The 25,131-nt window shown below is 66.4% G+C and carries 23 protein-coding genes and 1 riboswitch; of the genes, 16 read left to right on the top strand and 7 right to left on the bottom strand.

Annotated elements, in window-relative coordinates; all coding sequences use genetic code 11:
• Positions 1–45: 45 nt before the first annotated feature.
• From BLQ28_RS29240 to BLQ28_RS29190, 11 genes are all read left to right on the top strand, one after another.
• Positions 46–825 carry an ABC transporter ATP-binding protein gene (locus BLQ28_RS29240; protein ID WP_093246840.1) on the top strand — a complete coding sequence of 260 codons (780 nt, stop codon included), beginning with the start codon at positions 46–48 and terminating at the stop codon, positions 823–825.
• 9 nt (positions 826–834) lie between these two features.
• A complete protein-coding gene (locus BLQ28_RS29235; RefSeq protein ID WP_093246839.1) occupies positions 835–2,265 on the top strand; it encodes an enolase C-terminal domain-like protein in 1,431 nt (476 codons plus the stop codon).
• Positions 2,266–2,312: 47 nt separating this feature from the next.
• Complete coding sequence (locus BLQ28_RS29230; RefSeq protein WP_093246838.1) at positions 2,313–3,476, top strand: Gfo/Idh/MocA family protein; 1,164 nt, start codon at positions 2,313–2,315, stop codon at positions 3,474–3,476.
• A gap of 16 nt (positions 3,477–3,492) precedes the next feature.
• Positions 3,493–4,680, top strand: coding sequence for a dihydrodipicolinate synthase family protein (locus tag BLQ28_RS29225; RefSeq protein WP_093246837.1), 1,188 nt, complete (start codon positions 3,493–3,495; stop codon positions 4,678–4,680).
• An 8-nt stretch (positions 4,681–4,688) separates the two neighbouring features.
• Positions 4,689–5,567, top strand: coding sequence for a sugar phosphate isomerase/epimerase family protein (locus BLQ28_RS29220; RefSeq protein ID WP_093246836.1), 879 nt, complete (start codon positions 4,689–4,691; stop codon positions 5,565–5,567).
• A 139-nt stretch (positions 5,568–5,706) separates the two neighbouring features.
• Positions 5,707–6,798 (top strand): DNA glycosylase AlkZ-like family protein, encoded by a 1,092-nt coding sequence (locus tag BLQ28_RS29215; RefSeq protein ID WP_093246835.1) that lies wholly within the window; start codon positions 5,707–5,709, stop codon positions 6,796–6,798.
• Positions 6,799–7,106: 308 nt separating this feature from the next.
• Positions 7,107–9,287, top strand: a complete 2,181-nt coding sequence (locus BLQ28_RS29210) for a TonB-dependent siderophore receptor (RefSeq protein WP_093246834.1) — start codon at positions 7,107–7,109, stop codon at positions 9,285–9,287.
• Between the two features lie 97 nt (positions 9,288–9,384).
• Positions 9,385–9,546: riboswitch (FMN riboswitch) on the top strand.
• Between the two features lie 97 nt (positions 9,547–9,643).
• Complete coding sequence (locus BLQ28_RS29205) at positions 9,644–10,156, top strand: 6,7-dimethyl-8-ribityllumazine synthase (RefSeq protein WP_093246833.1); 513 nt, start codon at positions 9,644–9,646, stop codon at positions 10,154–10,156.
• Positions 10,157–10,188: 32 nt separating this feature from the next.
• Positions 10,189–10,875 carry a glutathione S-transferase family protein gene (locus BLQ28_RS29200; RefSeq protein ID WP_093246832.1) on the top strand — a complete coding sequence of 229 codons (687 nt, stop codon included), beginning with the start codon at positions 10,189–10,191 and terminating at the stop codon, positions 10,873–10,875.
• 26 nt (positions 10,876–10,901) lie between these two features.
• A complete protein-coding gene (gene arsC, locus BLQ28_RS29195; protein WP_093246831.1) occupies positions 10,902–11,282 on the top strand; it encodes an arsenate reductase (glutaredoxin) in 381 nt (126 codons plus the stop codon).
• 346 nt (positions 11,283–11,628) lie between these two features.
• Complete coding sequence (locus BLQ28_RS29190; RefSeq protein WP_093246830.1) at positions 11,629–13,602, top strand: alpha/beta hydrolase family protein; 1,974 nt, start codon at positions 11,629–11,631, stop codon at positions 13,600–13,602.
• A gap of 106 nt (positions 13,603–13,708) precedes the next feature.
• Here BLQ28_RS29190 and BLQ28_RS29185 read toward each other — a convergent pair whose 3' ends face one another.
• The 6 genes from BLQ28_RS29185 to queG form a co-directional block, all read right to left on the bottom strand.
• A complete protein-coding gene (locus tag BLQ28_RS29185; protein WP_371126718.1) occupies positions 13,709–15,073 on the bottom strand; it encodes a sulfatase family protein in 1,365 nt (454 codons plus the stop codon).
• 11 nt (positions 15,074–15,084) lie between these two features.
• Complete coding sequence (locus tag BLQ28_RS29180; RefSeq protein ID WP_093246828.1) at positions 15,085–16,185, bottom strand: ABC transporter substrate-binding protein; 1,101 nt, start codon at positions 16,183–16,185, stop codon at positions 15,085–15,087.
• 22 nt (positions 16,186–16,207) lie between these two features.
• Complete coding sequence (locus BLQ28_RS29175) at positions 16,208–17,026, bottom strand: ABC transporter ATP-binding protein (protein WP_093246827.1); 819 nt, start codon at positions 17,024–17,026, stop codon at positions 16,208–16,210.
• A gap of 19 nt (positions 17,027–17,045) precedes the next feature.
• Complete coding sequence (locus BLQ28_RS29170) at positions 17,046–17,867, bottom strand: ABC transporter permease (RefSeq protein ID WP_093246826.1); 822 nt, start codon at positions 17,865–17,867, stop codon at positions 17,046–17,048.
• Positions 17,868–17,877: 10 nt separating this feature from the next.
• Positions 17,878–18,738 carry an ABC transporter permease gene (locus tag BLQ28_RS29165; RefSeq protein ID WP_093246981.1) on the bottom strand — a complete coding sequence of 287 codons (861 nt, stop codon included), beginning with the start codon at positions 18,736–18,738 and terminating at the stop codon, positions 17,878–17,880.
• Between the two features lie 323 nt (positions 18,739–19,061).
• The gene (gene queG / locus BLQ28_RS29160; RefSeq protein ID WP_176801258.1) at positions 19,062–20,135 is read right to left on the bottom strand and encodes a tRNA epoxyqueuosine(34) reductase QueG; all 1,074 of its coding nucleotides are present in this window, start codon (positions 20,133–20,135) and stop codon (positions 19,062–19,064) included.
• Between queG and tsaE the strand changes: the two genes are divergently transcribed.
• The 3 genes from tsaE (at position 20,121) to BLQ28_RS29145 (ending at position 22,575) form a co-directional block, all read left to right on the top strand.
• The gene (gene tsaE / locus BLQ28_RS29155; RefSeq protein ID WP_093246825.1) at positions 20,121–20,630 is read left to right on the top strand and encodes a tRNA (adenosine(37)-N6)-threonylcarbamoyltransferase complex ATPase subunit type 1 TsaE; all 510 of its coding nucleotides are present in this window, start codon (positions 20,121–20,123) and stop codon (positions 20,628–20,630) included. The genes queG and tsaE overlap by 15 nt on opposite strands.
• A complete protein-coding gene (locus tag BLQ28_RS29150; RefSeq protein WP_093246824.1) occupies positions 20,627–22,144 on the top strand; it encodes an N-acetylmuramoyl-L-alanine amidase in 1,518 nt (505 codons plus the stop codon). The genes tsaE and BLQ28_RS29150 overlap by 4 nt, the downstream gene beginning before the upstream one ends.
• A 143-nt stretch (positions 22,145–22,287) precedes the next feature.
• A complete protein-coding gene (locus tag BLQ28_RS29145) occupies positions 22,288–22,575 on the top strand; it encodes a glycine zipper domain-containing protein (protein ID WP_093246979.1) in 288 nt (95 codons plus the stop codon).
• Positions 22,576–22,666: 91 nt separating this feature from the next.
• On the opposite strand, the gene BLQ28_RS29140 is transcribed toward BLQ28_RS29145, so the two are convergent.
• On the bottom strand, positions 22,667–23,335 hold the full coding sequence (locus tag BLQ28_RS29140) for a DedA family protein (RefSeq protein ID WP_093246823.1): 669 nt from the start codon (positions 23,333–23,335) through the stop codon (positions 22,667–22,669).
• 47 nt (positions 23,336–23,382) lie between these two features.
• On the opposite strand from BLQ28_RS29140, the gene BLQ28_RS29135 reads away from it, so the two are divergent.
• Positions 23,383–23,883, top strand: a complete 501-nt coding sequence (locus tag BLQ28_RS29135) for a GNAT family N-acetyltransferase (RefSeq protein WP_093246822.1) — start codon at positions 23,383–23,385, stop codon at positions 23,881–23,883.
• 25 nt (positions 23,884–23,908) lie between these two features.
• Positions 23,909–25,126, top strand: coding sequence for a dienelactone hydrolase family protein (locus BLQ28_RS29130; protein ID WP_093246821.1), 1,218 nt, complete (start codon positions 23,909–23,911; stop codon positions 25,124–25,126).
• Positions 25,127–25,131: the final 5 nt, after the last annotated feature.

Below are 25,131 nucleotides of genomic sequence, written 5' to 3'. Positions count from 1 at the left end.
CCTGAACCCGCGCGCCTTTTGCCGTTGCAACCTCTCACGCATTCCATGTCCCAAGTCAACCTGATCGAAGCGCGCGGCGTCTCGAAGATCTACCCAAGCAAGGACGGCCCGGTCGAGTCGCTCAGGCCCCTCGACTTCGCCATCAAGGAAGGCGAGTTCGTCTCCGTCGTCGGCCCCTCGGGCTGCGGCAAGAGCACGCTGCTGAAGATGGTGGCGGGCCTGCTGCCGATCAGCGGCGGCAGCCTCACGCTGGCCGGCAAGCCGATCAAGGGGCCGCAGAAAGACGTGGGCATCGTGTTCCAGAGCGCGGTGCTGCTGCCCTGGCGCTGCGTCGAAGACAACATCCTGCTGCAGGCCGAGATGCGCCATCTGCCCATGGACGCCGCCAGGGCGCGCGCCCGCGAGCTGATGGAAATGGCCGGCCTCAAGGGCTTCGAAGGCAAGTACCCCTGGCAGCTGTCGGGCGGCATGCAGCAACGCGCATCGATCTGCCGCGCGCTGCTGCACGACCCCTCGGTGCTGCTGATGGACGAGCCCTTCGGCGCGCTCGACGCGATGACGCGCGAGAAGATGAACCTGGAGCTGCAGCGCATCTGGATGGCCTCGAAGAAGACCGTGATGCTCATCACCCACAGCATTCCCGAGGCCATCTTCCTGTCGGACCGCGTGATCGTGATGAGCGAGCGGCCCGGCTCGATTGCCGCCGTGTACGACATCGACCTGCCGCGCGCCCGCACGCTGGACATGATGGCCTCGGCCGAGTTCGGCGCGTACACGAAGCTGGTGCGCGCGCATTTCTTCTCCCAGGGCATCCTGGACCACTGAGCGGCACCGATGGACGCGATCCGCTTTCACGTCGAAGAGATCCGCTTCGCCGAACGCAACGTGGCGCTGCGGCTGCCGTTCCGCTTCGGCGCGGCCACCGTCACCGCCTGCCCGCAGGTCTATGTGAAGGCCCGCATTCGCCTGCCGGACGGCCGCACGGCCGAGGGCTGCGCCGCCGAGATGATGGTGCCCAAGTGGTTCGACAAGAACCCGGCGCTGACCAACGAACAGAACTTCGAGCAGCTGCGCTTTGCGCTGCGCGATGCGCGCGAGGCCTACACCGGCGAGGCCGACGCACAGACGGCGTGGACGCATTTCGCCTCGAACTACGCCGCGCTGCAAGCGCGCGCCAGGGCCAAGGGCCTGCAGCCGCTGGTCGCAAGCTACGGCCCTGCGCTGATCGACCGTGCCCTGCTCGACGCGCTGTGCCTGCACAGCGGCCTGAGCTTTGCGACGGCGATGAGCCGCAACCTGAGCGGCATCGACATCGCCGGCAGCGGCCTGGCCGATGACCTCGCGGGCTTCGACATGCCCGGCTTCCTGGCGAAGCAATCGCCTCGCACGCGCATCGCGGCACGCCACACCGTGGGCCTGGCCGATGCCATCGACGACAGCGATGCGCTGCCCGACGCGCCCGCCGACGGCCTGCCCACGACGCTCGCGGCCGCCGTGCGCCGCTACGGGCTCACACACTTCAAGCTCAAGCTGTGCGGCAACACCGCGCAGGACATCGACCGGCTCGAGCGCATCGCCCGCGTGATCGACGGCCATGCGCAACTGGTCACGCTCGACGGCAACGAGCAGTACGCCGATGCCGATGTCTTTGCCGTCTTTCTCGACCGCATGCTGTCGACGCCCGTGCTGTGGAAGCTCGCGCAGAAGACGGTTTTCGTCGAGCAGCCGATCCGCCGCGATGCAGCGCTGCAACGCGACGTGTCGGCGCTGGGCAAGCGCATTCCGCTGCTGATCGACGAATCCGACGCCACGCTCGACGCCTTCGTGCAGGCCCGCGCGCTGGGCTACACCGGCGTGTCGAGCAAGAGCTGCAAGGGCTTCTACAAGTCGATCTTCAATGCAGCGCGCTGCGCGCACTGGAATGCGAATGCCGACAAGCCCCGCTACTTTCTCTCGGGCGAAGACCTGACCATGCAGGCCGGCATTGGCGTGCAGCAAGACCTGGCGCTGGTCGCGTGGCTCGGGCTCTCGCATGTGGAGCGCAACGGCCACCACTACGTCAACGGCCTTGCGGCCGCGCCCGAAGTCGAGCAGCAAGCCCTGCTGAAGCGGCTCCCCGGCCTTTACGAAGCAAGCGACGGCGCCGTGCGCCTCGCCATCCGCGACGGACAGCTCGACCTGTCCTCGCTCGCCACCGCGCCCGGCTTTGCCACCGGCCAACCCGGCGCCGGCATCTCGTGGGACGCCATGCGTTCCGTCTACTGAAGCACCCCTTCTCTCTCAGTCTCTCTCGCATCTCAAGGAAGAAAACGATGGCCACCCAACGTCTCGGAATCATCATGCACGGCGTCACCGGCCGCATGGGCATGAACCAGCATCTGATCCGCTCCATCTGCGCCATTCGTGCACAGGGCGGCGTCACGCTGTCGAACGGCGACAAGGTCATGCCCGACCCGATCCTCATCGGCCGCAACGCCGAGAAGATGGAAGCGCTCGCCAAGGCCCACAACATCGCACGCTGGGGCACCGACCTCGACAAGGCGCTGGAGAACAAGGACGACACCATCTTCTTCGACGCCGGCACCACGCAGATGCGCCCCGCGTTGCTGGCCAAGGCCATCCGCGCCGGCAAGCATGTGTACTGCGAGAAGCCGATCGCCACCAACCTGAACGAGGCCGTCGAGATCGCACGCCTGGCCGAAGGCTCGGGCCTGAAGCACGGCGCCGTGCAAGACAAGCTCTTTCTGCCCGGCCTGCGCAAGCTCGACATGCTGCGCCGCGCCGGCTTCTTCGGCCGCATGCTCAGCGTGCGCCTGGAGTTCGGCTACTGGGTGTTCGAAGGCGACTTGCAACCCATCCAGCGCCCGAGCTGGAACTACCGCAAGGAAGACGGCGGCGGCATGATCCTGGACATGATGTGCCACTGGCGCTACGTGCTGGACAACCTGTTCGGCGAAGTGAAGTCGGTGTCGTGCATCGGCGCCACCCACATCCCCAAGCGCTGGGACGAAGCCGGCAAGCCCTACGAAGCCACCGCCGACGACGCGGCCTACGCCACCTGCGAACTGACCGGCCACAACGGCGAGCCGGTCATCGCGCAGATCAACATGAGCTGGGTCACGCGCGTGCGCCGCGACGACCTCGTGACCTTCCACGTCGACGGCACCGATGGCTCCGCGGTGGCGGGCCTATCGAGCTGCCGCGCCCAGTCGCGCGTGGCCACGCCGCGCCCGGTGTGGAACCCCGACGAAAAGCAGACGATGAATTTCTTCGACCAGTGGCAGGAGATTCCGGACTCGCAGGTCTACGACAACGGCTTCAAGATCCAGTGGGAGCACTTCATTCGCCACGTGGTCGAGAACGAGCCCTACAAGTGGACGCTGCCCGAAGGCGCCAAGGGCGTGCAGCTGGTCGAGGCCGCGCTCGAATCGTGGAAAGACCGCCGCTGGGTCGGTGTGCCCGCGCTGAAGGTCTGAAGAAGCAGAACAAGCCATGGCTCTTTCGCTGACTCTTCCCACCGCGAGCGGATCGCTCGCGCCCTACGCGCTGCGCGGCACCACGCCGGCCAAGCCCGATGCGGGCGTGAAGTTCAACCGCATCGCATATTCGGCCGCGCACGTCGTCGCCGATCCGCTCGCGGCCATCGACCCATGGCTGCAGTGCGCGGTCGACTGGGACACCACCATCGCCTACCGCCGCCATCTGTTCTCGCTCGGCCTGGGCGTGGCCGAAGCCATGGACACCGCGCAGCGCGGCATGGGCCTGGACTGGCCGACCTCGCTCGAACTGATCCGCCGCTCGCTCGACGCCGCGAGGGACGTGCCCGGCGCGCTGGTGGCCTCGGGCTGCGGCACCGACCACCTGAACATCGACGACGTGAAGAGTGTCGACGACGTGATTCGCGGCTATGAAGAACAGATGGCTGCCATCGAGGCGCTCGGCGGCAAGCTGATCGTGATGGCCAGCCGCGCGCTGGCCCGCGTGGCAAAAAGCCCCGCCGACTACGAACGCGTGTACGACCGCATCCTGAGCCAGGCGAAGCAGCCGGTGGTGCTGCACTGGCTGGGCGACATGTTCGACCCGGCGCTCGCAGGCTACTGGGGCACGAAGGATGTCGATGCGGCCATGAACACCGCGCTCGGCATCATCGCCGCGCACCCCGACAAGGTCGATGGCATCAAGATCTCGCTGCTCGACAAGGACAAGGAAATCGCGATGCGCCGGCGCCTGCCGAGCGGCGTTCGCATGTACACCGGCGACGACTTCAACTACGCCGAGCTGATTGCCGGCGACGGCTTCGGCAGCGAACCAACGCACGGCAAGAGCGATGCGCTGCTGGGCATCTTCGATGCCATCGCGCCGGCAGCCAGCGCCGCGTTGGGCGCACTGGCGCGGGGCAACACCGAGAAGTTCCACGCGATCCTCGGGCCCACGGTGCCGCTGTCGCGCCACATCTTCGCGGCGCCCACACGCTTCTACAAGACAGGCGTGGTGTTCATGGCCTGGCTCAACGGCCACCAGAAGCACTTCACGATGGTGGGTGGCCAGCAGAGCACGCGCTCGCTGCAGCACTTTGCCGAGCTGTTCCGACTGGCCGACGCGGCCAACCTGCTGGAGCAACCCGAACTGGCGGTGCAGCGCATGAAGACCTTGCTCTCGCTGTACGGCGTGGAAAGCTGATCGACCCCATGCGCGACTTCTCGCAGAACCACGACTGGCTGTCGATCAACACTGCCACGGTGCGCAAGCAACGGGGCGCCGAGGTGCCGCTGGACCGCATCATCGACCAGTGCGCCGAACGCGGCATCCGCGCGATCAGCCCCTGGCGCGATCAGGTGGCCGCCGTCGGGCTCGACAAGGTAGCGAAGCAACTGAAGGCGCATGGCATGGGCCTCTCGGGCTACTGCCGTGGCGGCTTTTTCCCCGCCGCCGATGCGGCGGGCCTGAAGGCCGCGCTCGACGACAACCGCCGCGCCATCGATGAAGCGAAGACGCTCGACGCGCCCTGTCTCGTGCTGGTGGTCGGCGCCCTGCCCGGCGCGCTCGAAGGCAAGGCCGCGTACAAGGACATCGGCCGCGCGCGCGGTGAAGTGCGCGACGGCATCGCCGCCTCGCTCGAATACGCCCGCGAGGTCGGCATGCCGCTGGCCATCGAGCCGCTGCACCCCATGCAGGCGGCCGACCGTGCCTGCATCAACACGCTGGAACACGCACTCGACATCTGCGACGAACTCGACGCGGGCAAGAGCGGCATGCTGGGCGTGGCGCTCGACATCTATCACGTCTGGTGGGACCCGAAGCTGCAGCAGCAGATCGCCCGCGCCGGGCGCGAACGGCTGCTGGCGTATCACGTCTGCGATTGGCTCACGCCAACGCGCGACCTGCTTTCCGATCGCGGGATGATGGGGGACGGCGTGGTCGAGCTGAAAAAGATCCGCAGCTGGGTCGAAGACGCGGGCTTCGCGGGGTTCAGCGAGGTGGAGATCTTTTCCAATCTTGATTGGTGGCAGCGGGCTGGAAGCGAAACGCTCGATATGTGTATCGAGCGGCACAAGCAGGTCGTCTAGATTCATTCGGGGCGCGTGCACAGGACACCGGGTACTCCCCTCCGCGAATGTCCCCCGTCGGCGTGAGCGCACCCTGAAACACTCCGCGCCCCACACAACGCAAAAGCGAAAAACAGCCACCTGTGCTGCAATTCGCCCCATGGCTGACCCGACCCTCGACGACCTGCGCCGCTATGCGGTGGCGCGCACCCTCTTCAAGCCCACGACCCTGCCGGGTGCGATCCGGCAACTCGGTTTCGTGCAGGCCGACCCGATCCGTGCACCGGCGCGCGCGCAGGACCTGACGCTGCGCCACCGCGTGAAGGACTACCGCGCGGGCGATCTCGAAAGCCGCTACACCCGGCTTGCCATCGAGGAAGACTGCCTCGTCAACTACGGCTTTCTGCCGCGCGAGCACCTTGCGCTGATGCATCCGCGCGAAGCCAAGCGCGCATGGGACGCCGACACGCGCCGCAAGGCGGCCGAAGTGCTGGCCTATGTGCAGGAACATGGCCCGGTGCATCCGCGCCAGGTCGAACAGCACTTTGCCCACGGCAGCGTGAAGAACTACTGGGGCGGTTCGAGCAACGCGACCACGCGCCTGCTCGACGGGCTGCATTACCGGGGCCTGCTGCGCGTGGTGCGGCGCGACAGCGGCACGCGCGTCTATGAAGCGGTCACGCACGCGCCCGCCGACGACAGCCCCGCCGGCCGCGCACAACGCGCCGCCGCGTTGATCGCGCTGGTGGTGCGCAAGTACGCACCGCTCCCGGCCGCGAGCCTGACCTACCTCGTGCGCCTGCTGGGCTACGGCGCCCCGCATCTTTCGGCGCAGACGCAGGCCGCCTTGCGCCAGGCCCGCGAAGAACTCGCCAGTTGTCGCATCGACGGAACGACCTGGTACTGGCCCGCCGATGAAAACCCTGCCTCGCGGCGGCACGCGCCCGACGACGCCGTGCGCCTGCTCGCGCCCTTCGATCCGGTGGTGTGGGACCGCCGCCGTTTCGAGCTGCTGTGGGACTGGACATACAAGTTCGAGGCCTACACGCCCGCGCCGAAACGCCAGTTCGGCTACTACGCGCTGCCGATGCTGTGGCACGACCGCGTGATCGGCTGGGCCAACGTGACGGCGCCCGAGGGCCGCCTGCAACCGGCCTTCGGCTACGCAGACAAGAAGCCGCGCGACGCCGCGTTTCGCGCGGCGCTCGATGACGAACTGCAGCGCATGACGCAGTTTCTGGCCGGCCGCTGATGCGCCCCTGAGGCGCCCGCTTCTTCCTATAATCACGCCCCTCAGCCAGCCGCCCTGCAAGGGCCCGCCAGCCGTCTTCGAAGGAACGAAGACGACAGCCGCACAGGACCGACGCCATGCCGTCGCGACCGGTGGCTGACACCCCCGCGACGCCACAAGACCCACAACACCAGCCGCTTGCCCGCATCGGGCACGTGGCCGGCCGCGCGCGTCGCACCCACAACTTGATTCGAGAGAAGCCATGGCACGCGCCGCATGCGTGCCGCAGCCACTCCCCTACCCATCGCAGGACACAGGAGAAGCTGCACATGACATCCAGAAACCGCCAACGATTCCGCCTCTCGCACTGCCGCCGCGCCACGCTCGCCGCCACCGCACTGGCGCTGAGCGCCGCCGCGCCGGCCTATGCCGAAGACAAGGACGAAACCGGCGAGCCCCGCAGGGCGCTGCCCACCGTCACCGTGTCGGGCGACGCGGGCGAGACCGCCACCGGCCCGGTGACGGGCTTCGTCGCCAGGCGCGGCGGCAGCGCCACCAAGACCGACACGCCGCTGATCGAAACGCCGCAGGCCATCTCGGTCGTCACCCGCGACCAGATGGAAGCGCAGGGCGTGCTTACGCTGCGCGAAACCACCAACTACACGGCCGGCGTGGTGTCGAGCTACTTCGACAGCCGCGTCGATTCGTTCAAGGTGCGCGGCGGCGACGCGGTGCAATACCTCGACGGCCTGCAACGCGGCTATGGCATCTACAACACGACCAAGGCCGAGCCCTACACGCTGGAGCGCGTCGAGCTGCTGCGCGGCCCGTCGTCGGTGCTGTACGGCCAGGGCGGGGTCGGCGGCGTGCTCAACCTTGTCTCGAAGCGGCCGCAGGCCGAGACGCAGCGCGAGGTGCAACTGCAGCTCGGCAACTACAACCGCAAGCAGATCGCGGCCGACTTCACCGGTGCGCTCGACACCGAAGGCAAGTGGCTCTATCGCCTCGTGACCGTGGGGCGCGACAGCGGCACGCAGGTCGACCATGTGGCCGACGACCGCGTGGTGGTCGCGCCTTCGCTCACCTGGCGCCCGAACGCCGACACCTCGCTCACGCTGCAGGCACTCTACCAGAAGGACAAGAGCGGCTCGCTGATCGGCTTCTTCCCGTGGCAGGGCACGCTGCTGCCCTCGCTCTACGGGCCGATCCCGACATCGACCTTCACCGGCGAGCCGGGCTTCGACCGCTACGACTCGCGCAACAGCTCGCTCGGCTATCTGTTCAGCCACCGCCTGAACGACACCTGGACCTTCCGCCAGAACCTGCGCGCGACCGAAAGCAAGGTGATCTACAACACCTCGTACACCAGCTTCGCCGCCAACCGCCTCACGCGACGGCCCGCGCGGCCGGTGTTCAACGCCGACCAGCGCACCATCGAGCGCGACCTGAGCAGCGACATCAACGGCGGCACGATGCTGCTGCTCGACAACCAGGCCGAAGCCCATTTCAAGACCGGCGAGGCGGAGCACACGCTGCTGGTCGGCGCCGACTTCCAGCGCAACACCACGTCCAAGTGGTCGGGCCGCGGCCGCGCCGGGGCGCTCGATGTCTACGCGCCGCTCTACGGCAACTACACGCCGCCGACCAGCTACACGCGCTCGCCCGACGTGGTGCAAAAGCAGGTCGGGCTGTACCTGCAGGACCAGGTCAAGTACGGCCGCTGGATCGGCCTGCTGGGCCTGCGCCACGACAAGGCCACCACCCGTACCGAAGGCCGCACCGCCGCAACGGCCGACGACAAGGCCACCACCAAGCGCGCGGGCCTGATCTACCTGGCCGACGGTGGCTGGGCGCCCTACCTGAGCTATGCCGAATCGTTCCTGCCGCTCGGTGGCGTCGATCTGAACAACACGCCCTTCAAGCCGCAGCGCGGCAAGCAGTGGGAGGCCGGCATCAAGTGGGAGCCCGAAGGCCAGCGCACCTCGTTCATGGCCGCCGTGTACGACCTGCGCGACACCAACCGCAAGACGCCCGACCCGACGAAGCCGCTCAACAGCGTGCAGCTCGGCGAGGTGCACGTGAAGGGCCTGGAGCTGGAATACAAAGGCAGCATCGCGCGCGACTGGGACTGGATCGCCTCGTACGCCTACACCGATGCGCGCGTGTCGCGCAGCAATGGCTCGGACCTGGGCAAGCGCATCTCGGGCGTGCCCAAGCACACGGCGTCGGCCTGGGTCACGCGCCGCTTCTCCATCGGCGGCGTGCCTGGCTTCTCGGTGGGCGGCGGCGTGCGCTACCTGGGCGAATCGTGGGACGGCATGGACGGCGTGCGCACGCCTTCGGCCACGCTGTTCGACGCGATGCTCGCCTGGGACAACGGCCCGCTGCGCCTGTCGCTCAACATCGCCAACCTGGCCGACAAGGTGCAGCTCACGACCTGCCTGGCGCGCGGCGACTGCTTCTACGGCCAGCGCCGTACAGTGACTGCGAACGCAACGTATCGCTTCTGAAGAAAATCCCCGCACGGGCGAAGGTCTGGCGCGCTGGCGACATCCTGCGCGCGGGGCCGCTCCTAGAATCGCGCCGTTGTCCGGTTCGCCGGACGACAAGCGTTCTCAGGGCGGGGCGAAACTCCCCACCGGCGGTCATGGCGGCGAAAGCCGCACGAGCCCGCGAGCGCCTTCGGCCTGCGCCAGCAGGCCGAAGGGTCAGCAGATTTCGGTGCGATTCCGAAGCCGACGGTCACAGTCCGGATGAAAGAGAGCGCGAAATGCGGGTCGGCCCGCGCGCTTTTTCACAAGGCGTGCGAGTTGCCCTGTGGTTTCGTGCGCCCTGATTCAGGAAACCTGCTTTCAAGAGGCACACCATGAGTCAGATCAACGACCTTCCCCTCTCCGCCATTGCCGCATCGGATTCGCCGCGCGGCACGCGCATCGCATTCGTCGAGGCGCAGTGGCATTCCGACATCGTCCACCAGGCACGCAACGCCTTTCTCGAAGAGATGGCGCGGCTCGGCGTGGCGCGCGACCTCATCGACATCTTCGATGTGCCGGGCGCCTTCGAGATCCCGCTGCACGCCAAGCGGCTGGCCAACTCGGGCCGGTACGCGGCCATCATCGGCTGCGCGCTGGTGGTCGATGGCGGCATCTACCGCCACGAGTTCGTTGCGAACACCGTCGTCAGCACGCTGATGTCGCTGCAGCTCGAAACCGACGTGCCGATCTTCTCGGCCGTGCTCACGCCGCACCACTTCCACGAGCACGTGGAGCATCGCAAATACTTCCATCGCCACTTCGCGGTGAAGGGCACCGAAGTGGCCGAAGCCTGCTTCAAGACGCTCGAAGCGCTGAACAAGATCGACGCCCTGCTGGCCGCGTGACAACGGCCCCGCGGCTGCAGTAACCTGCGCGGATGCCCTCATCCGCATCCGCCTCTGCAGACCGCTACACCCTCTACGGCGCCCCCGGCTCGGGCGCCACGCCGATCCATGCCGCGCTGACGCTCATCGGCGCGCAGGTCGACACCGTCGACATCGCCACATGGGAGAGCGAGTCCGAGCGCGACCGCGTGGCGAGCATCAACCCGATGCGGCAGGTGCCTGCGCTCGTGCTGCCTTCGGGCGAAGTAATGACCGAGAGCGCGGCCATCCTGATCTGGCTCGGCGACCGCTACCCCGAGGCCGGCCTGTGTCCCGCGCCCGACCATCCCCTGCGTGCGCGCTATCTGCGCTGGATGGTCTACCTGCCGGCCGCCATCTACTCGCTGCTCTGGGTGCGCGACGACCCCGCCCGCCTCGTGCCCGACCCTTCGGCGCAGGCCGCGATGCTCGAACGCTCGGCCGAACGCATCGCGCATTGCTGGCACCTGATGGACACGCAGATCGACGAGCCCGCGCCCTACCTGCTGGGAGAAAAACTGAGCATGCTCGACCTGTACGTGACCGTGATGTCGCGCTGGACGCCGCAGCGCCGGCGCTTCTACCGCGTGGCGCCGCGCATGACACCGGTGGTGCGGCGCGTGGATGCCGATCCCCGGCTGGCCGACTTCTGGGCCGCACGCTTTCCGTTCACGGCGGACCACGGCGCCCAGCAGAACTGAACACCGCTCCTTTCATCATCGACACCATGACCGCACGCACCCCGACCACCGCCTACCCGATGACCATCTTCCACAAGCCCAACTGCAGCACCTCGCGCAACGTGCTGGGCCTGATCCGCGAAAGCGGCGTGGAACCCGAGATCGTCCTGTACCTGGAAACGCCGCCCTCGAAGAAGAAGCTGCGCGAGCTGGCCAAAGCCATGGGCCTGGGTGCGCGCGACCTGCTGCGCACGAAGGAAGCACCCTACGAAGAACTGGACCTGGCCGATCCGAAGTGGACCGACGACCAGCTCTTCGACTTCATCGTCTCGCACCCGATCCTGCTGCAGCGGCCGATCGTGGTGTCGCCGCGCGGCACGCTGATGTGCCGGCCGTGGGAGCGGGTGCGCGAGATCCTGCCGATCTAAAAAGACCGGAGGAGCATTCTGGTCTGATTGAGCCGACGACATTCGCCACGCGGGCGCGACCCCGGGACGTTTGCGATCAGTCTCTCGCGGCATCCGGCTCAGATAGGTATCTGTCAGTTAAGCGATCGCCGCCGGATGCCGTCTTGCAAAGAAAGTGAATGCAAGCGGCAATTCATCGTCCACCACCAAGACTGCAGTGCTTGTCTCGTGAAATATTCCGCGGATAACGCAACACTAGTGCAGTGGAAAACCCGCAATCTGGCGCAATTAACCAGCACTTGACAGTGTTAACTCCAAGCTCTTCCTAGACTCCGGCCGCTCGAAACTTTCACAAGGGAGACGGTTCATGAGGTCATGGAAAATTGCGCCGATGCTGTGCACGGCGTGGGTCGTAGTTGCATGCGGCGGCGGAGGAAACGGGGGAGGTTCAGGATTGCTCCCGATCTCTCTCAAACAGAGTTCAGCAGTGGTGGATAGCGAGGTGAAAGCACTCGATACCGTAGCGCAATTGCCCGCACGCGGAGCGGACAGTGCACCACCTACGGCGTCGGCAGGCAGAGGGTCGCTGATAGTCAGCCCACCCGCACTCCTGCAACGGCTCTCGGCCGATGAGTTCAGCCTTCGCCTTGAAGAACACCCGGCACTCAAGCAAGTGCTCATGGGCTTTCCTGCAATCACCGGTAAATCGGCCGTTGCGTGTGGCATCGATCTGCGTGAGCTGGAATACCGCACGGGCGACGAGAAAGGCGCGATCATCAATGCGAACGGCGTCGTCATGATTCCCACGGGCGCGAGCCCCATGTGTCAAGGCCCCCGCCCTATCGCGCTCTACGCTCACGGAACCTGGTTCACGCGCGACTACACCTTCACAAAGCTCACCGATCCAACGCAGCCGGCAGCGGCAGAGGGCATGCTGGTGGCAGCCGTCTTTGCGTCACGCGGCTATATCGTGGTGGCGCCTAACCTAGCCGGGTACGGCAAGTCGAATCTTCCATACCACCCGTACCTGAATGGCGACCAGCAAGGCAAAGATCTGGTCGACGCGCTCACCGCAGCACGAAAGGCATTGCCTGAAATCGGTGGAAAAGATTCCGGCAAGCTCTTGGTGACAGGCATTTCCCAAGGCGGCTACGTTGCAATGGCAGCGCATCGTGAATTGCAGGCTACAGGGCAGTCGATCACGGCATCGGCCCCCATCTCTGCGCCCTCAGCCATCAGCCTGCTGATCGATCACAACTTCCAGGGACTGACTTCCAATGGGGCAACGCCCTTCATCCCTCTCTTGACAACCTCTTGGCAAACGCAGTTTGGCAGTCTCTATGCCGACCCTGGAGAAATCTATGAAGCTCGATATGCCAGTGGCATTGAAGCCTTGATGCCGAGCAACCAACCAACGCTCAACGATGTGATCACTAGCGGCAAGCTTCCCGCCTATGAGTTCTTTCCGGAAAGCGACAAGCCGTCTGTTCCGAACCCGTGGTTCAAGCAGAGCGGTGACGCGAACTTGATCAAAGGCACGTACATCAGAGCCGTGCTGGAAGACATCAGATCCAACTCCTGCCCCGGCAATACGTTGGCCCCTTTGTCAGATCTACCCGAACTGGCGGAAACGTATGTGGACTACAGACTTTCTGGCGCAAAGGAAGTTGTTGATCGAATCCAGACCGCCACCGGCGTCGACCTGACGACTCTTGGATCGATTGCAGCAATCATGAGGTGGATTGAAAATCCACCTTGGCTAGTGGGGGTCGCCCTGAGCGCGGGCTTTGGGACCGATCTTCCGGCCATCAAGCGCACCATGGTCCAGTACGCCCCCCTCATCGAGAGCGCTGTTCTTCACATGAATGCGGGGAAAAAATTCAAGCTCCCAAGCGAAGAGGTGAATGGATCTGCAGCGAACCCTGGTGCCTCAACCCCGCTCCAATGCCAGCCGCGAAATGCAATGCGCAAGGCAGCACTTGCAAACGACCTTCGCGATTGGACGCCACAGCGCCCGGTCCTGATGTGCGGTGGTGGCCTGGACGCGACCGTGAGCTTTCGCAGCACCTTGGCGACCGCCGCTTACTTTCGTGCCAATGGAATGCCCGACGACAAACTGAAAGTCATTGACCTTGAGGCGACACCTGCTCCTGGCGACTCGTTCGCCTTTGCGCACACGGGATTTCGGCTTGCATCAGCTATCAACTGGAACATATTGAACCCAGTTACGGCGCGTGAAAAATCACAAAAGACTCTGGATGGATATCACTATCTGCTTGTGAGCCCCCCTTGCCTGCTTGCGGCTCGCAGTTTCTTCGAAAGCCACGCAGACACGAACTGAATGCAGGCGGGTATCAACCCGCCTTCCGCTGCAGCCGCGCGTGCGGGCCATTGCCAGCAGCGCGCGCTGCACTGAACAACATCGATCCGTTCTTTCAGTCTTCGTCTTAACGCGTCCCGTTCGGCGCGCCAAGCACCGCCGCACGGTGCAAGCGGTCGGGCACGTAGCGATCCGCCTGTATGTCGGGCGTCACGCCGTGCGTGAACACCTCGTCGGTGATCGGCAGAAAATTCTGGTCCCACGCAGCCCATTGCCGGCGCAGCCGCTCGAAGACCTCGGGCTCGCGCGCACGCAGGTTGGCCCGCTCGCGCTGGTCGACGGCCACGTCGAACAAAAACTCGTTGTCGTTGATCTTGAGGTACTTCCAGTCGCCGTCGCGCACCGCGCGCTGCGACTGCGACTTGTAGCGCCAATAGAGCTGCCTCGGATGCACGGGCGCGCTGCCCTCCAGCACCGGCAGGATGTTCTCGCCATCGCTAGGGTAGTCAGGATGCGCCGCCACGCCCGCGGCCGCGAGCAAGGTCGGCAGCCAGTCCATCGAGATGGTCACCTGCGGCTGAACCCGTGGCGCGAGCCGCTGGCGCCAGCGCAGCAGCGTCGGCACGCGCAGCCCGCCTTCGAGCAGTTCGGTCTTCTGGCCGGTGAAGGGCCAGTTCTTGGAGAAGCGCTCGCCGCCGTTGTCGCTGGTGAAGACGACGATCGTGTTGTCGCCCAGGCCGCCCCGGTCGAGCGCCGCCAGCACCTGCCCGACGGCCGCATCGAGCGCGCCCACGATCTTTCCGTAGGTCTCGAGGTTGCCGCCGTCGTAGTGAAAGAGGTCCTTGAGCCCGCGCGAAACGTGCTCGTCTTCCGGCCCTTCCCACGGCCAGTGCGGGGCCGTGAAGTGCAGCGACAAGAAGAAGGGCTTGTCGGGTGTTTCGGCGCGCTCGCGCACGTAGGCCACGGCTTCGTCGGCCAGTATCTGGGTGTAGTAGCCGGTGCGCTTGACCGGCACGTCGCCCTCGTAGAGATCGCGCGGCAGGTCGTCGCCGACGCCCGCCTTGTGCGTGAAGTAGTCGACGGCACCGCCAAGGTTGCCGAAGAATCGGTCGTAGCCGCTGCGCTGCGGGCCGTACTCGGGCGGGCGGCCCAGGTGCCACTTGCCGATCAGCGCGGTGTCGTAGCCCGCGGCCTTGAGCAGCGAAGGCAGCGTCGGGTGTTCGGGCGGCAGGCCGAGGCCCTTGCCATTGGTGGCGATCGGCTCCTCCAGCCCGCCTCGCAGCCGATACTGGTAGCGCCCGGTGATCAGCGCGAAGCGGGTCGCCGAGCAAACGGCCGAGTTCGCATAGGCCTGGGTGAAGCGCACGCCCTCTGCAGCCAGGCCGTCGAGGTGCGGGGTCGCAAAGCCGGTCTGGCCGTAGACACCGAGGTCCGCGTAGCCGAGGTCGTCCGCCAGGATGACGATGATGTTGGGGGTCTTGCTGCTGCTCATCGCCATCGACCTCACTGCCTTGCGGCCAGGCCTGCCGCGTTGGTGGGCGCCCAGAAATTCTCGAGCTGAAGCTCCTTGAGCGCACGCGCAAGGAAGCTCGGATCGGCCCAGGCCCTGGCATTGAAGGTCTGGCGGATGATGCCGACCTTTTTCGCGCCGTCGATCACATCGGTGTAGTGCGAGACATAGCCATCGTCCAGCAGCGGCGAGTAGCGCTCTTTCAGCGAGGCGCCTTCGAAGTCGCTGCTGAACAGCGCGACGGGCTGGCCGCTAATTTCGCCGAAGCGCGCGAACAGCGCATCGCGCTTGCTGTTGTCGGACGCCGACTGCGCCTGCTTCACGATCACCTTGATCAGCCGCGTGAGCGCTTCGGGGTGCTGCTTCGCGAAGGTGTCGGTCGCGATCACGCCCGAGTTGATGCCGTAGATCGGCCCCCTGCCGCGGGTGCTGACCGGGATCTCGGCCGTGCCCGCAAGCTTGAGCAATTGCAGGTCGGAGCCGCCGAAGGTCGCGTCGATGTCCTTGCTGACCAGCGCCGCCTTCGAGGTCGGCCAGTCGAGGTTGGTGAAGCGCACGTCCTTCTCGGTCAGGCCGGCATCTTCGAGCAGGCGGTTGAAAGACAGCTGGTAGGCCGTGCCGCGCAGCACTGCCACGCGCTTGCCCTTCAGGTCCTTGAAGCTCTGGATGTTGCTGCCCAGCGCGGTCGCCAGGTAGCTGTTGCTGTTGCGTCCGCCCGAGGCGACGAGCCGCGTCTTCAGGCCGTTGGCGCGGCCGATCACGCCGGCCAGGTCGCCCAGGAACACGACGTCGAGCTGGCCGGTGGCCAGTGCCTCGTTGATGGCCGGGCCCGCGCCCTTGAAGAACTTCCATTCGATCTTGACGCCGTCCTTCTCGAACTCGGCCTCCAGCGCCTTCTGGGCATAGACCAGCGACACCGGCCCGGCGCCGGCAAAAGACTTGCCCTGGCTGCCCTGCTCAGGCGCGGCCAGGCGGATCACCTTGGGCAGGTCGGCGGCCGATGCGAGGGTGGTACCGAACAGCCCGGCCAGCATGGCGAGGGCAACGAACGACCTGCGGCCGGCGGAAAGAGATGACGAAGAAGAAGTGCGCATGAAAGGCTTTCGATGGAAAAGATCAGATGGCGAACAGCACCGACCCGGCGCTGCGCGATGCGGGCACCAGCGCCGGGGCTTCGGCCGGCTGTCCCGAGAATTCGGCGAGCACGCTTTCCTTGATCTCGGCAAAAGCCTGGCTCGCCCGGTTGCGCGGATGCGCGAGCGGCACGGGAACGATGCGGCGGATGCGGCCCGGGCGAGGCTCCATCACGACCACCTTGTCGCCCAGGAACACGGCCTCTTCCACGTCGTGCGTGACCAGGATGGTCGTGATGCCTTCCGCCTGCCAGATGCGCAGCAGCTCCTGCTGCAGGTGCGCGCGCGTCATCGCGTCGAGCGCGCCGAAGGGCTCGTCGAGCAGCAGCACCTCGGGCCGGTTGACCAGGGCCCGCGCGATCGCCACGCGCTGCGACATCCCGCCCGAAAGCTGGTGCGGAAACGCCTTCTCGAAACCCTGCAGCCCCACCAGCTCGATGTGCTCGTGCACCTGCACGCGCTTCTGGGCTTCGGTCAGCGGTGCGTTGAGCAGGCTCAGCGCAATGTTGTCCTCGACGTTGAGCCAGGGAAACAGCCTGTGCTCCTGGAACACGATGCCGCGCTCCAGGCTGGTGCCGACGATGCGATGGCCGTCGAGCAGCAGCTCGCCCTGGTAGTCGCCCTCCAGGCCGACCACCAGCCGCAGCAGCGTCGACTTGCCGCACCCGCTGGTGCCGACGATGCTGACGAATTCGCCCGGCGCGATGCTCAGCGAGATGTCGCTGAGCACGGGCAACGGCGTGCCCTCTACCTCGTACTGCTTGTGGAGATGCCGGATGTCCAGCGTTCCTGCGTGAGCCACGGTCGTGTTCCTTGCGTTGTCAGAATTGGGCGACCAGCCGGCCGCGCCAGGCGAGCAGCCGGGTCTCGATGCGGGTGGCGATCCAGTTGAGCGTGAAGCCGGTGAGGCCGACCACGATCACGCCGAAGAGCACGAGGTCCATCTGGAAATGCTCGCGCCCGTCGATCATGGTGTTGCCGATGCCCTTGCCCGAGACCAGCAGGTACTCGGCGCCAAGCGTTGCAAGCCAGGCATAGATCAGCGCCAGGTGGATGCCCGCGAAGATCGAGGGCGAGGCACTGGGCAACACCACGCGCGTGAGCATCTGCCAGCGGCTGAACCTGAGCACCCGCGCGACCTCGATCAGTTCGCGCGGCACGCTGCGAATGCCTTCGTGCGTGTTGAGCACCACGGGGAAGAAAGCGGCCAGCGAAAGGAACGCCACCTTGGCCGCATCGCCCAGGCCGAACCAGACCGAGATCAGCGGAATCCATGCGAACAGCGAAATCTGCTTGAGCGTGTGGAAGCTCGGCCCCAACGCGCGTTCTGCCAGCCGCGACAGGCCGAGCACGCCACCGCCCAGCAGGCCCGCTGTCACGCCGATGGCGAAGCCGGCAAGGTCGCGCCACAGGCTCGAGCCCAGCGCCACCCACAGCTCGCCGCTCGCGGTGTAGTCGACCGCGCGCTGCCACACCGCTTCGGGCGATACCAGGAAGGCCGCATTGCCCCAGCCGAAGCGCGCGGCGCTCCACCACAGCGCGACAAGCAGCAGCGGAATGACCCAGCCGCGCAGGGCCTTGGGCACGGGGTGCGCGCGGCGGGCCGCGGTTGCGGGGGGCGTCAGTGCATTGGCTTCATTCATGCCGTCGTCCTCAGAAACCGGGGCGCTGCCAGCGCGTGAGGCGCTTTTCGATCAGCGCGAAGACCTTGTCGAGCGCGAAGCCGACGGCACCGACCACCACCACGGCCGCCAGCACCACGTCGAGCTGGAACAACTGCCGGCCATAGACGATCAGGAAGCCGATGCCCTCGCTGGAAGCCAGCAGCTCGACCACGACCAGCGCCAGCCATGCATGCGTGAAGCCGTAGCGCACGCCGTTCCAGATCGGCGCGAAGGCCGAGGGCAGCACCACCTTGCGCAGCAGTTGCCAGCGCGAGAACCGGAGCACGCGCGCCACCTCGATATAACGCGTCGGCACGCCCTGGATGCCCTTGTAGGTATTGAGCGCCACCGGCACCAGCGCGGCCTTGGCAATGAGCAGGACCTTGAGCGATTCGTCGATGCCGACCAGCAGCATCAGCAGCGGCAGCCACCCGAGCACGGGCACCTGGCTGAACGCCTTGAACAAGGGGTAGACGTAGTCCTTGAAAAGCGGCGACAGCCCCATGGTCACGCCCAGCGCGAACCCCGCGAACAGCCCCAGCGCGAAGCCAGCGAACACACGCGTCAGACTGATCTGCAAGTGGCCCCAGATCTCGCCTGTGCTGAACAGATCGACCAGCGTGTTCCAGACGATGGCCGGCGGCGGCAGCACCTGCGGCGCGATCCACTCGTAGTGCGCACCGAGCTGCCAGAGCAGCAGCACCAGCAGCGGAAAGGGCCAGCCGACCCAGCGCGACGAAGCAAGGTAGCGCGCCGATGCGCGCAGCCGTTGCGCCAGCGAAAGGGCGCGCGGTGCATTGCCTGCAGCAGCAAGCTCGATGAGAGGAAGTTCGGCGGAAGGTACAGCCATGGCGGTGCGATGGTTCTCGCGAACGGCATTCGCCTCCGCGTTGTCCATCAAGGAGAGAAAAAAGAATCGAAGACGGGCGGGCTGCGCCGCCGCATTCAAGGCGTGCTGTCGTCAGCCCAGACATCGACGCGCCGCACCCGCTGCCGATGGCAGGCGGGTAGGCAAACGCGGATGTTGAAGTTCTTGATGCATGGCGATGAAGGCCGCATTCTGATTTGCGGGCCACGCATCCGGAACGAATCAAATGTCAGTTGCATATAGCCGACTCAACTGATGCCGGCGCCGATGGGGCCTGGGGCGACCCGCTCGCGCATCGCACGCAGCTAGGCGACCGCTTCCTGCGCGAGCCCCCACGCGACATGCTCGCGCACAAGTTCGCTCGGATGCGCGGCGCGGGTCGCCAGCGCCTCCTGCGCGCCCGCTTCACCGGAGCGCACCGCATTGCCCAGCGCCACCGCGATGTTGCGCAGCCAGCGCTCGTGGCCGATGCGCCGGATCGGGCTGCCTTCGGTGCGGCGCAAAAAGTCTTCTTCGCTCCACGCGAACAGCTCGGCCAGCGTGCGCCCCGTGAGCCCTTCGCGCGCGTCGAAGTCGGGCAGCTCGCTCTTCTTGGCGAACTTGTTCCAGGGGCAGATGAGCTGGCAGTCGTCGCAACCGTAGATGCGGTTGCCCATCAGCGGTCGCAGCTCCAGCGGAATCGGGCCGCCGTGCTCGATGGTCAGGTAGGAGATGCAGCGCCGCGCGTCCAGCCGCTGCGGCGCGACGATGGCCTGCGTCGGGCACACGTCGATGCAGGCGCTGCAGCTGCCGCAGTGCGCGGTGACGGGCTCGCTCGGCGGCAGATCCATGTCGACATAGATCTCGCCCAGGAAGAACATCGAGCCCGCGTTGCGGTCGAGCACCAGCGTGTGCTTGCCGCGCCAGCCCTGCCCGCTGCGCGAGGCCAGCTCGGCTTCGAGCACGGGGGCCGAGTCGGTGAAGGCGCGGTGCCCGAAGGGGCCAACCTCTTCGGCGATGCGCTCGGCCAGCTTCGCGAGCCGGTTGCGCAGCACCTTGTGATAGTCGCGGCCCCGCGCATAGACCGACACGATGGCCTCGCCGGGCCGCGTGAGGCGGTCGAACTCGATGGCCTGCCAGTCGGGCGCGGTGCTGCGCGGCAGGTAGTCCATGCGCGCGGTGATCACGCTCACCGTGCCCGGCACCAGCTCGGCCGGACGCGCGCGGCGGGTGCCGTGCGTTGCCATGTATTGCATTTCGCCATGGAACCCATGGGCCAGCCATTGCATCAGACCGTCCTCGGCGCTCGATAAATCGACGCCCGCGATTCCGATTTGGGAGAATCCGAGTTCCCGGGCCAATGCCTGAATACGAACAACGAGTGGATGGCTGACGATCACTTGCCGATTGTAGAAACGCCCAAAGGCACCACACGCATCGTGCGCTGGTGCAGCGAAGCCGACACCGAAGCTTTCGCGCGATCGCTCGCCGCCGCGCCTGCGTTGCGCGATGCCTTCATCGCGCTGCATGGCGACCTCGGCGCCGGCAAGACCACTTTCGTACGACACCTGCTGCGCGCCCTCGGCATCGAAGGCCGCATCAAGAGCCCGACCTATGCCGTGGTCGAACCGCACGAAGCGCCCGACGGGCTCGCGATCTTCCATTTCGACTTCTACCGTTTCGCCGATCCGCGCGAATGGGACGACGCCGGTTTCCGCGACATCTTCGCGGGCCCCGGCCTCAAGTTGGCAGAGTGGCCAGAAAACGCCGCAGGGCGCACACCACCGGCCGACCTAGCTATTAAAATCGAAGCAATGACTGACGACACACGCAGCGTGACCCTCCTCGCGAACACCCCTCGCGGCAGCGATCTGCTGGCGCGCATCGCCGCATGAAGGCGGGCGGCATCAAACGGCGCGTGCTGCTGCAGGGCGGCAGCATCGCGCTGATGCTCGGCGTGCACCAGATCGCGCGCGGCGCCACCATCCTCGCCGTGCGGGTCTGGCCCGCGGCCGACTACACCCGCGTGACCATCGAGTCCGATGCCCGCCTCAACTCGCAGCAGCTCGTGGTGGGCAGCCCGCCGCGGCTGGCCGTCGACATCGAGGGCATCGACCTGAACCCCGAGCTGCGCGAGCTGGTCGGCAAGATCAAGCCCGGCGACCCGTACATCAACGGCCTGCGTGTCGGACAGAACGCGCCGAAGGTGGTGCGCATCGTGTTCGACCTGAAGCAGGCGGTGGTGCCGCAGGTGTTCTCGCTGGCGCCCGTGGCGGCCTACAAGCACCGGCTGGTGCTCGACCTGTACCCCGAGCAGGCCATCGACCCGATGGAAGCGCTGATCGCCGAGCGGCTGCGCGATGCGCCCAAGTCCAGCGGCGGTACCAGCAGCAACGGCACGGCCGTGGCGACCGCGCCCACTGCACCCGTCACGCCGGTGCGCCCCGCCACGCCGGCCGGCGACCCGCTGGGCGAGCTGATGGCGCAGCAGTCGATGCGCCCCGGCCCATCGACCACGGCACCACCGGTCATCGCAGGGAACGACCGCCCGACCGCATCACCCGTGATCGTCGCCCCGCCGCCGTCCGTGGCGGGCACGGCACCTATCAGGCCCATCCCGCCGCCACCACCCGCACCGCCACCGGTGGCCGTCGCGCGAGGCGGCGCCACCGCGAGCCGCACCGACCGCATCATCATCGTGGCGCTCGACCCCGGCCACGGCGGCGAAGACCCCGGCGCCATCGGCCCCAACGGCACGCGCGAGAAAGACATCGTGCTGCAGGTGGCGCACCGGCTGCGCGAACGCATCAACGCGGGCAGCGTCAACGGCAGCCCGATGCGCGCCTTTCTCACGCGCGACGCCGACTTCTTCGTGCCGCTGGGCGTGCGCGTGCAGAAGGCGCGGCGCGTGCAGGCCGACCTGTTCGTGAGCATCCATGCCGACGCCTTCACCACGCCCGCCGCGCGCGGCGCCAGCGTGTTCGCGCTGAGCCAGAGCGGCGCATCGAGCAGCGCGGCGCGCTGGCTCGCCAACAAGGAGAACGACGCCGACAAGGTCGGCGGCGTCAACGTCGGCAACCACGAGGCGCAGGTGCAGCGCGCGCTGCTCGACATGAGCACCACCGCGCAGATCAACGACAGCCTGAAGCTCGGCGGCGCGATGCTGGGCGAGATCAAGGGCATCGGTGCGCGGTTGCACAAGGGCCAGGTCGAGCAGGCCGGCTTTGCCGTGCTGAAGGCGCCCGACATTCCCAGCGTGCTGGTCGAAACCGCCTTCATCAGCAACCCCGAAGAAGAAGCCAACCTGCGCCGCGTGGAGTACCAGGAAAGCCTGGCCGATGCGCTCATGCGCGGCATCCAGCGCTACTTCGCGCAGAACCCGCCGCTGGCGCGCAGCCGGCAGCTGTAGCCGGGCCTTTGTAAAGCCGCCGCCCCCTCGTGTCCCACGTCGGGCGGCTTGCTGCACCGCACAGGCAGGCGCGGCAGGCTCCTACACCCGCGGCACCTTGCTTCTGGACATGATGGGACATCACTCCTCGAAAGGTGGACATCATGAACACACGTCTCTGGATCGCTGCAGCCGCAGCCGCTTCGGTCATGACGATTGCAGGTTGCGCCAGCGGTCCCAACCAGAACCTCGGTACTGGCGTGGGCGCGGTGGGCGGTGCACTGATCGGCAATGCGATCGGCAAGAACACCGGCGCGACGCTGGGTGGCGCTGCCATCGGCGGCATCATCGGCAACCAGGTGGGTCGTAACGCCGACGAACGCAACTATTACAACCAGCAGCGTTATCCGTCGGGCAGCGGCTACTACCCGGGCAACGGGCCGAACTACTGACCTGAGCTGAGCCGCCGCTGCGGCTCGGACCCGCCACAAGAAAAAAGCGCGCCTTCGGGCGCGCTTTTTGTTGATGGGAGCCCGATGGCGATCAGGCCTGCGGCACCTGCGCCGCGCGTGCCTTCTCGGCCTTCGAGGCGCGCCATGCGCCGTAGATCGCCAGCAGGCCCGGCACGAAGATCAGCGCCCAGATGATCTTGTCCAGGTGCTGCCGCACGAACGGCAGGTTGCCGAAGAAGTAGCCCGCCGTCGCGATGCCCAGCACCCAGATCAGCGCGCCCACCACGTTGAACATGGTGAACTTCGCGCGGCTCATTTCCGCCACGCCCGCCACGAACGGGGCAAAGGTGCGAATGAAGGGCATGAAGCGCGCCAGGATGATGGTGATGCCGCCATAGCGCTCGTAGAAGCTGTGGGCCTGGTCGAAGGCCTTGCGGTTGAAGAAGCGCGAACTCTCCCACTGGAAGACCTTCGGCCCGAAGTAGCGGCCGATCGAATAGTTGGTCTGGTCTCCGAGGATGGCCGCTGCAATCAGGATGCCGCAGGCCAGCGGAAAGTTCATGAGCCCCGCGCCGCACAGCGCGCCGACGATGAAGAGCAGCGAATCGCCCGGCAGGAACGGCATCACCACCGCCCCCGTCTCCACGAAGACGATCAGGAAGAGCAGTGCATAGACCCAGGGGCCATAGGCGATGACGAAGGCCTCGAGGTGTTTGTCGACATGAAGAATGAAGTCGACGAGAAAGCTGATGATTTCCATGGGCGCGGATTATCCTTGCTGAACCCGAACGCACCCTGAATCACCCCATGCTGCACATACGCGCCGCGCTCGACGCGGACTGGCCGGCCATCTGGGCCGTCCTTGAACCGACCTTTCGCCGCGGCGACACCTACACCTACGCGCCCGACATCACCGAAGAGCAGGCACGCCACTCGTGGACGAAGGTGCCCACCGCGACCTTCGTGGCCTGCAACGACGAGGGCACGGTGCTTGGCACCTACGTCATCCGGCCCAACCAGCCGGGCCAGGGCGCGCACGTGAGCAATTGCGGCTATGTGGTGTCCGACGCCGCGCGCGGCCTGGGCGTTGCCTCGGCGCTGTGCGAACACTCGCAGCAGGAGGCCGTTCGAATGGGCTTTCGCGCGATGCAGTTCAACTTCGTGGTGTCCACCAACGAAGGCGCGGTGCGGCTCTGGCGCAAGATGGGCTTCGACATCGTCGGCACCCTGCCCGGCGCCTTCAGGCATCCGCAGCACGGCTACGTGGACGCCTTCGTCATGTTCAAGCAGTTGTTGCAACCTCGATAAAACCACCCACCCGGAGAGACTCACGATGACAGGCCAATACATCCAGATGAAAGCTGCCGACGGCAGCGGCACCTTTCGCGGCTACCTCGCACTGCCCGAAGGCGGCACCGGCCCGGGCCTGGTGATCGCGCAAGAAATCTTCGGCATCAACCACACCATGCGCGAGGTGGCCGACTACTACGCCGAAGAAGGCTACGTGGCGCTGGTGCCCGACCTCTTCTGGCGCCAGGAGCCCAACGTCGAACTCGGCTACAGCGAAGCCGATTGGCAGCGCGCCTTTGCGCTCTACGGTGGCTTCGACGAAGCCAAGGGCATGCAAGACATGCAGACCGCCATCGACGCGCTGCGCGGCCGCGCCGAAGTGACCGACAAGAAGGTCGGCGTGCTCGGCTTCTGCCTGGGCGGCAAGCTGGCGTACCTCTCGGCCTGCCGCACCGACGCCGATGCGGTGGTCGGCTACTACGGCGTCGGCATCGACGCCGCGCTCGACGAAGCCGACAAGATCAAGTGCCCGCTGACGCTGCACGTCGCCGAGCTCGACAAGTTCTGCCCGCCCGAGGCACGCGACCGCATCGTGCAGACGCTCAAGGGCCGCCCCGGCGTGTCGCTGTACGTGTACCCCGGCATGGACCATGCCTTCGCGCGCGTGGGCGGCGAGCACTTCCACAAGCCGTCGGCGCTCATGGCACACGAGCGCAGCATCGCCACGCTGAAGGGCGCCATCGGCCCGCACTACGACCTCTCGGCGCTGTGGGACAAGCACTGCGAGTACGAGTTCGGCACCCGCAATGTCGACGACACCATGGCCACCATGGTGGCCGAGCCTTACGTGAACCACATCCCGACGATGACCGGTGGCGTGGGCTACAAGGCGCTGCACGCCTTCTATACGAACCACTTCGTCAACAGCAACCCGCCCGACACCGCGCTCACGTCGATCTCGCGCACCGTCGGCGCCACCCAGGTGGTCGACGAACTGCTCTTCAGCTTCACCCACACCACCGAGATCCCGTGGATGCTCCCGGGCGTCGCCCCCACCGGCAAGCGCGTCGAGGTGCCGCTGCTGGCCGTCATCAAGTTCCGTGGCAACAAGCTCTACCACGAGCACATCTACTGGGACCAGGCCAGCGTGCTGGTGCAGATGGGCCTGCTCGACGCGAAGCTGCTGCCGGTGGCGGGCATCGAGACGGCGCGCAAGCTGCTGGACGAGAAACTGCCGTCGAATACGTTGATGTCGCACTGAACAAC

This window comes from Variovorax sp. EL159, assembly GCF_900100965.1.
In the GTDB taxonomy this organism is placed as follows: Bacteria; Pseudomonadota; Gammaproteobacteria; order Burkholderiales; family Burkholderiaceae_C; genus Variovorax.
This window is presented reverse-complemented; position numbering and strand designations above follow the sequence as displayed.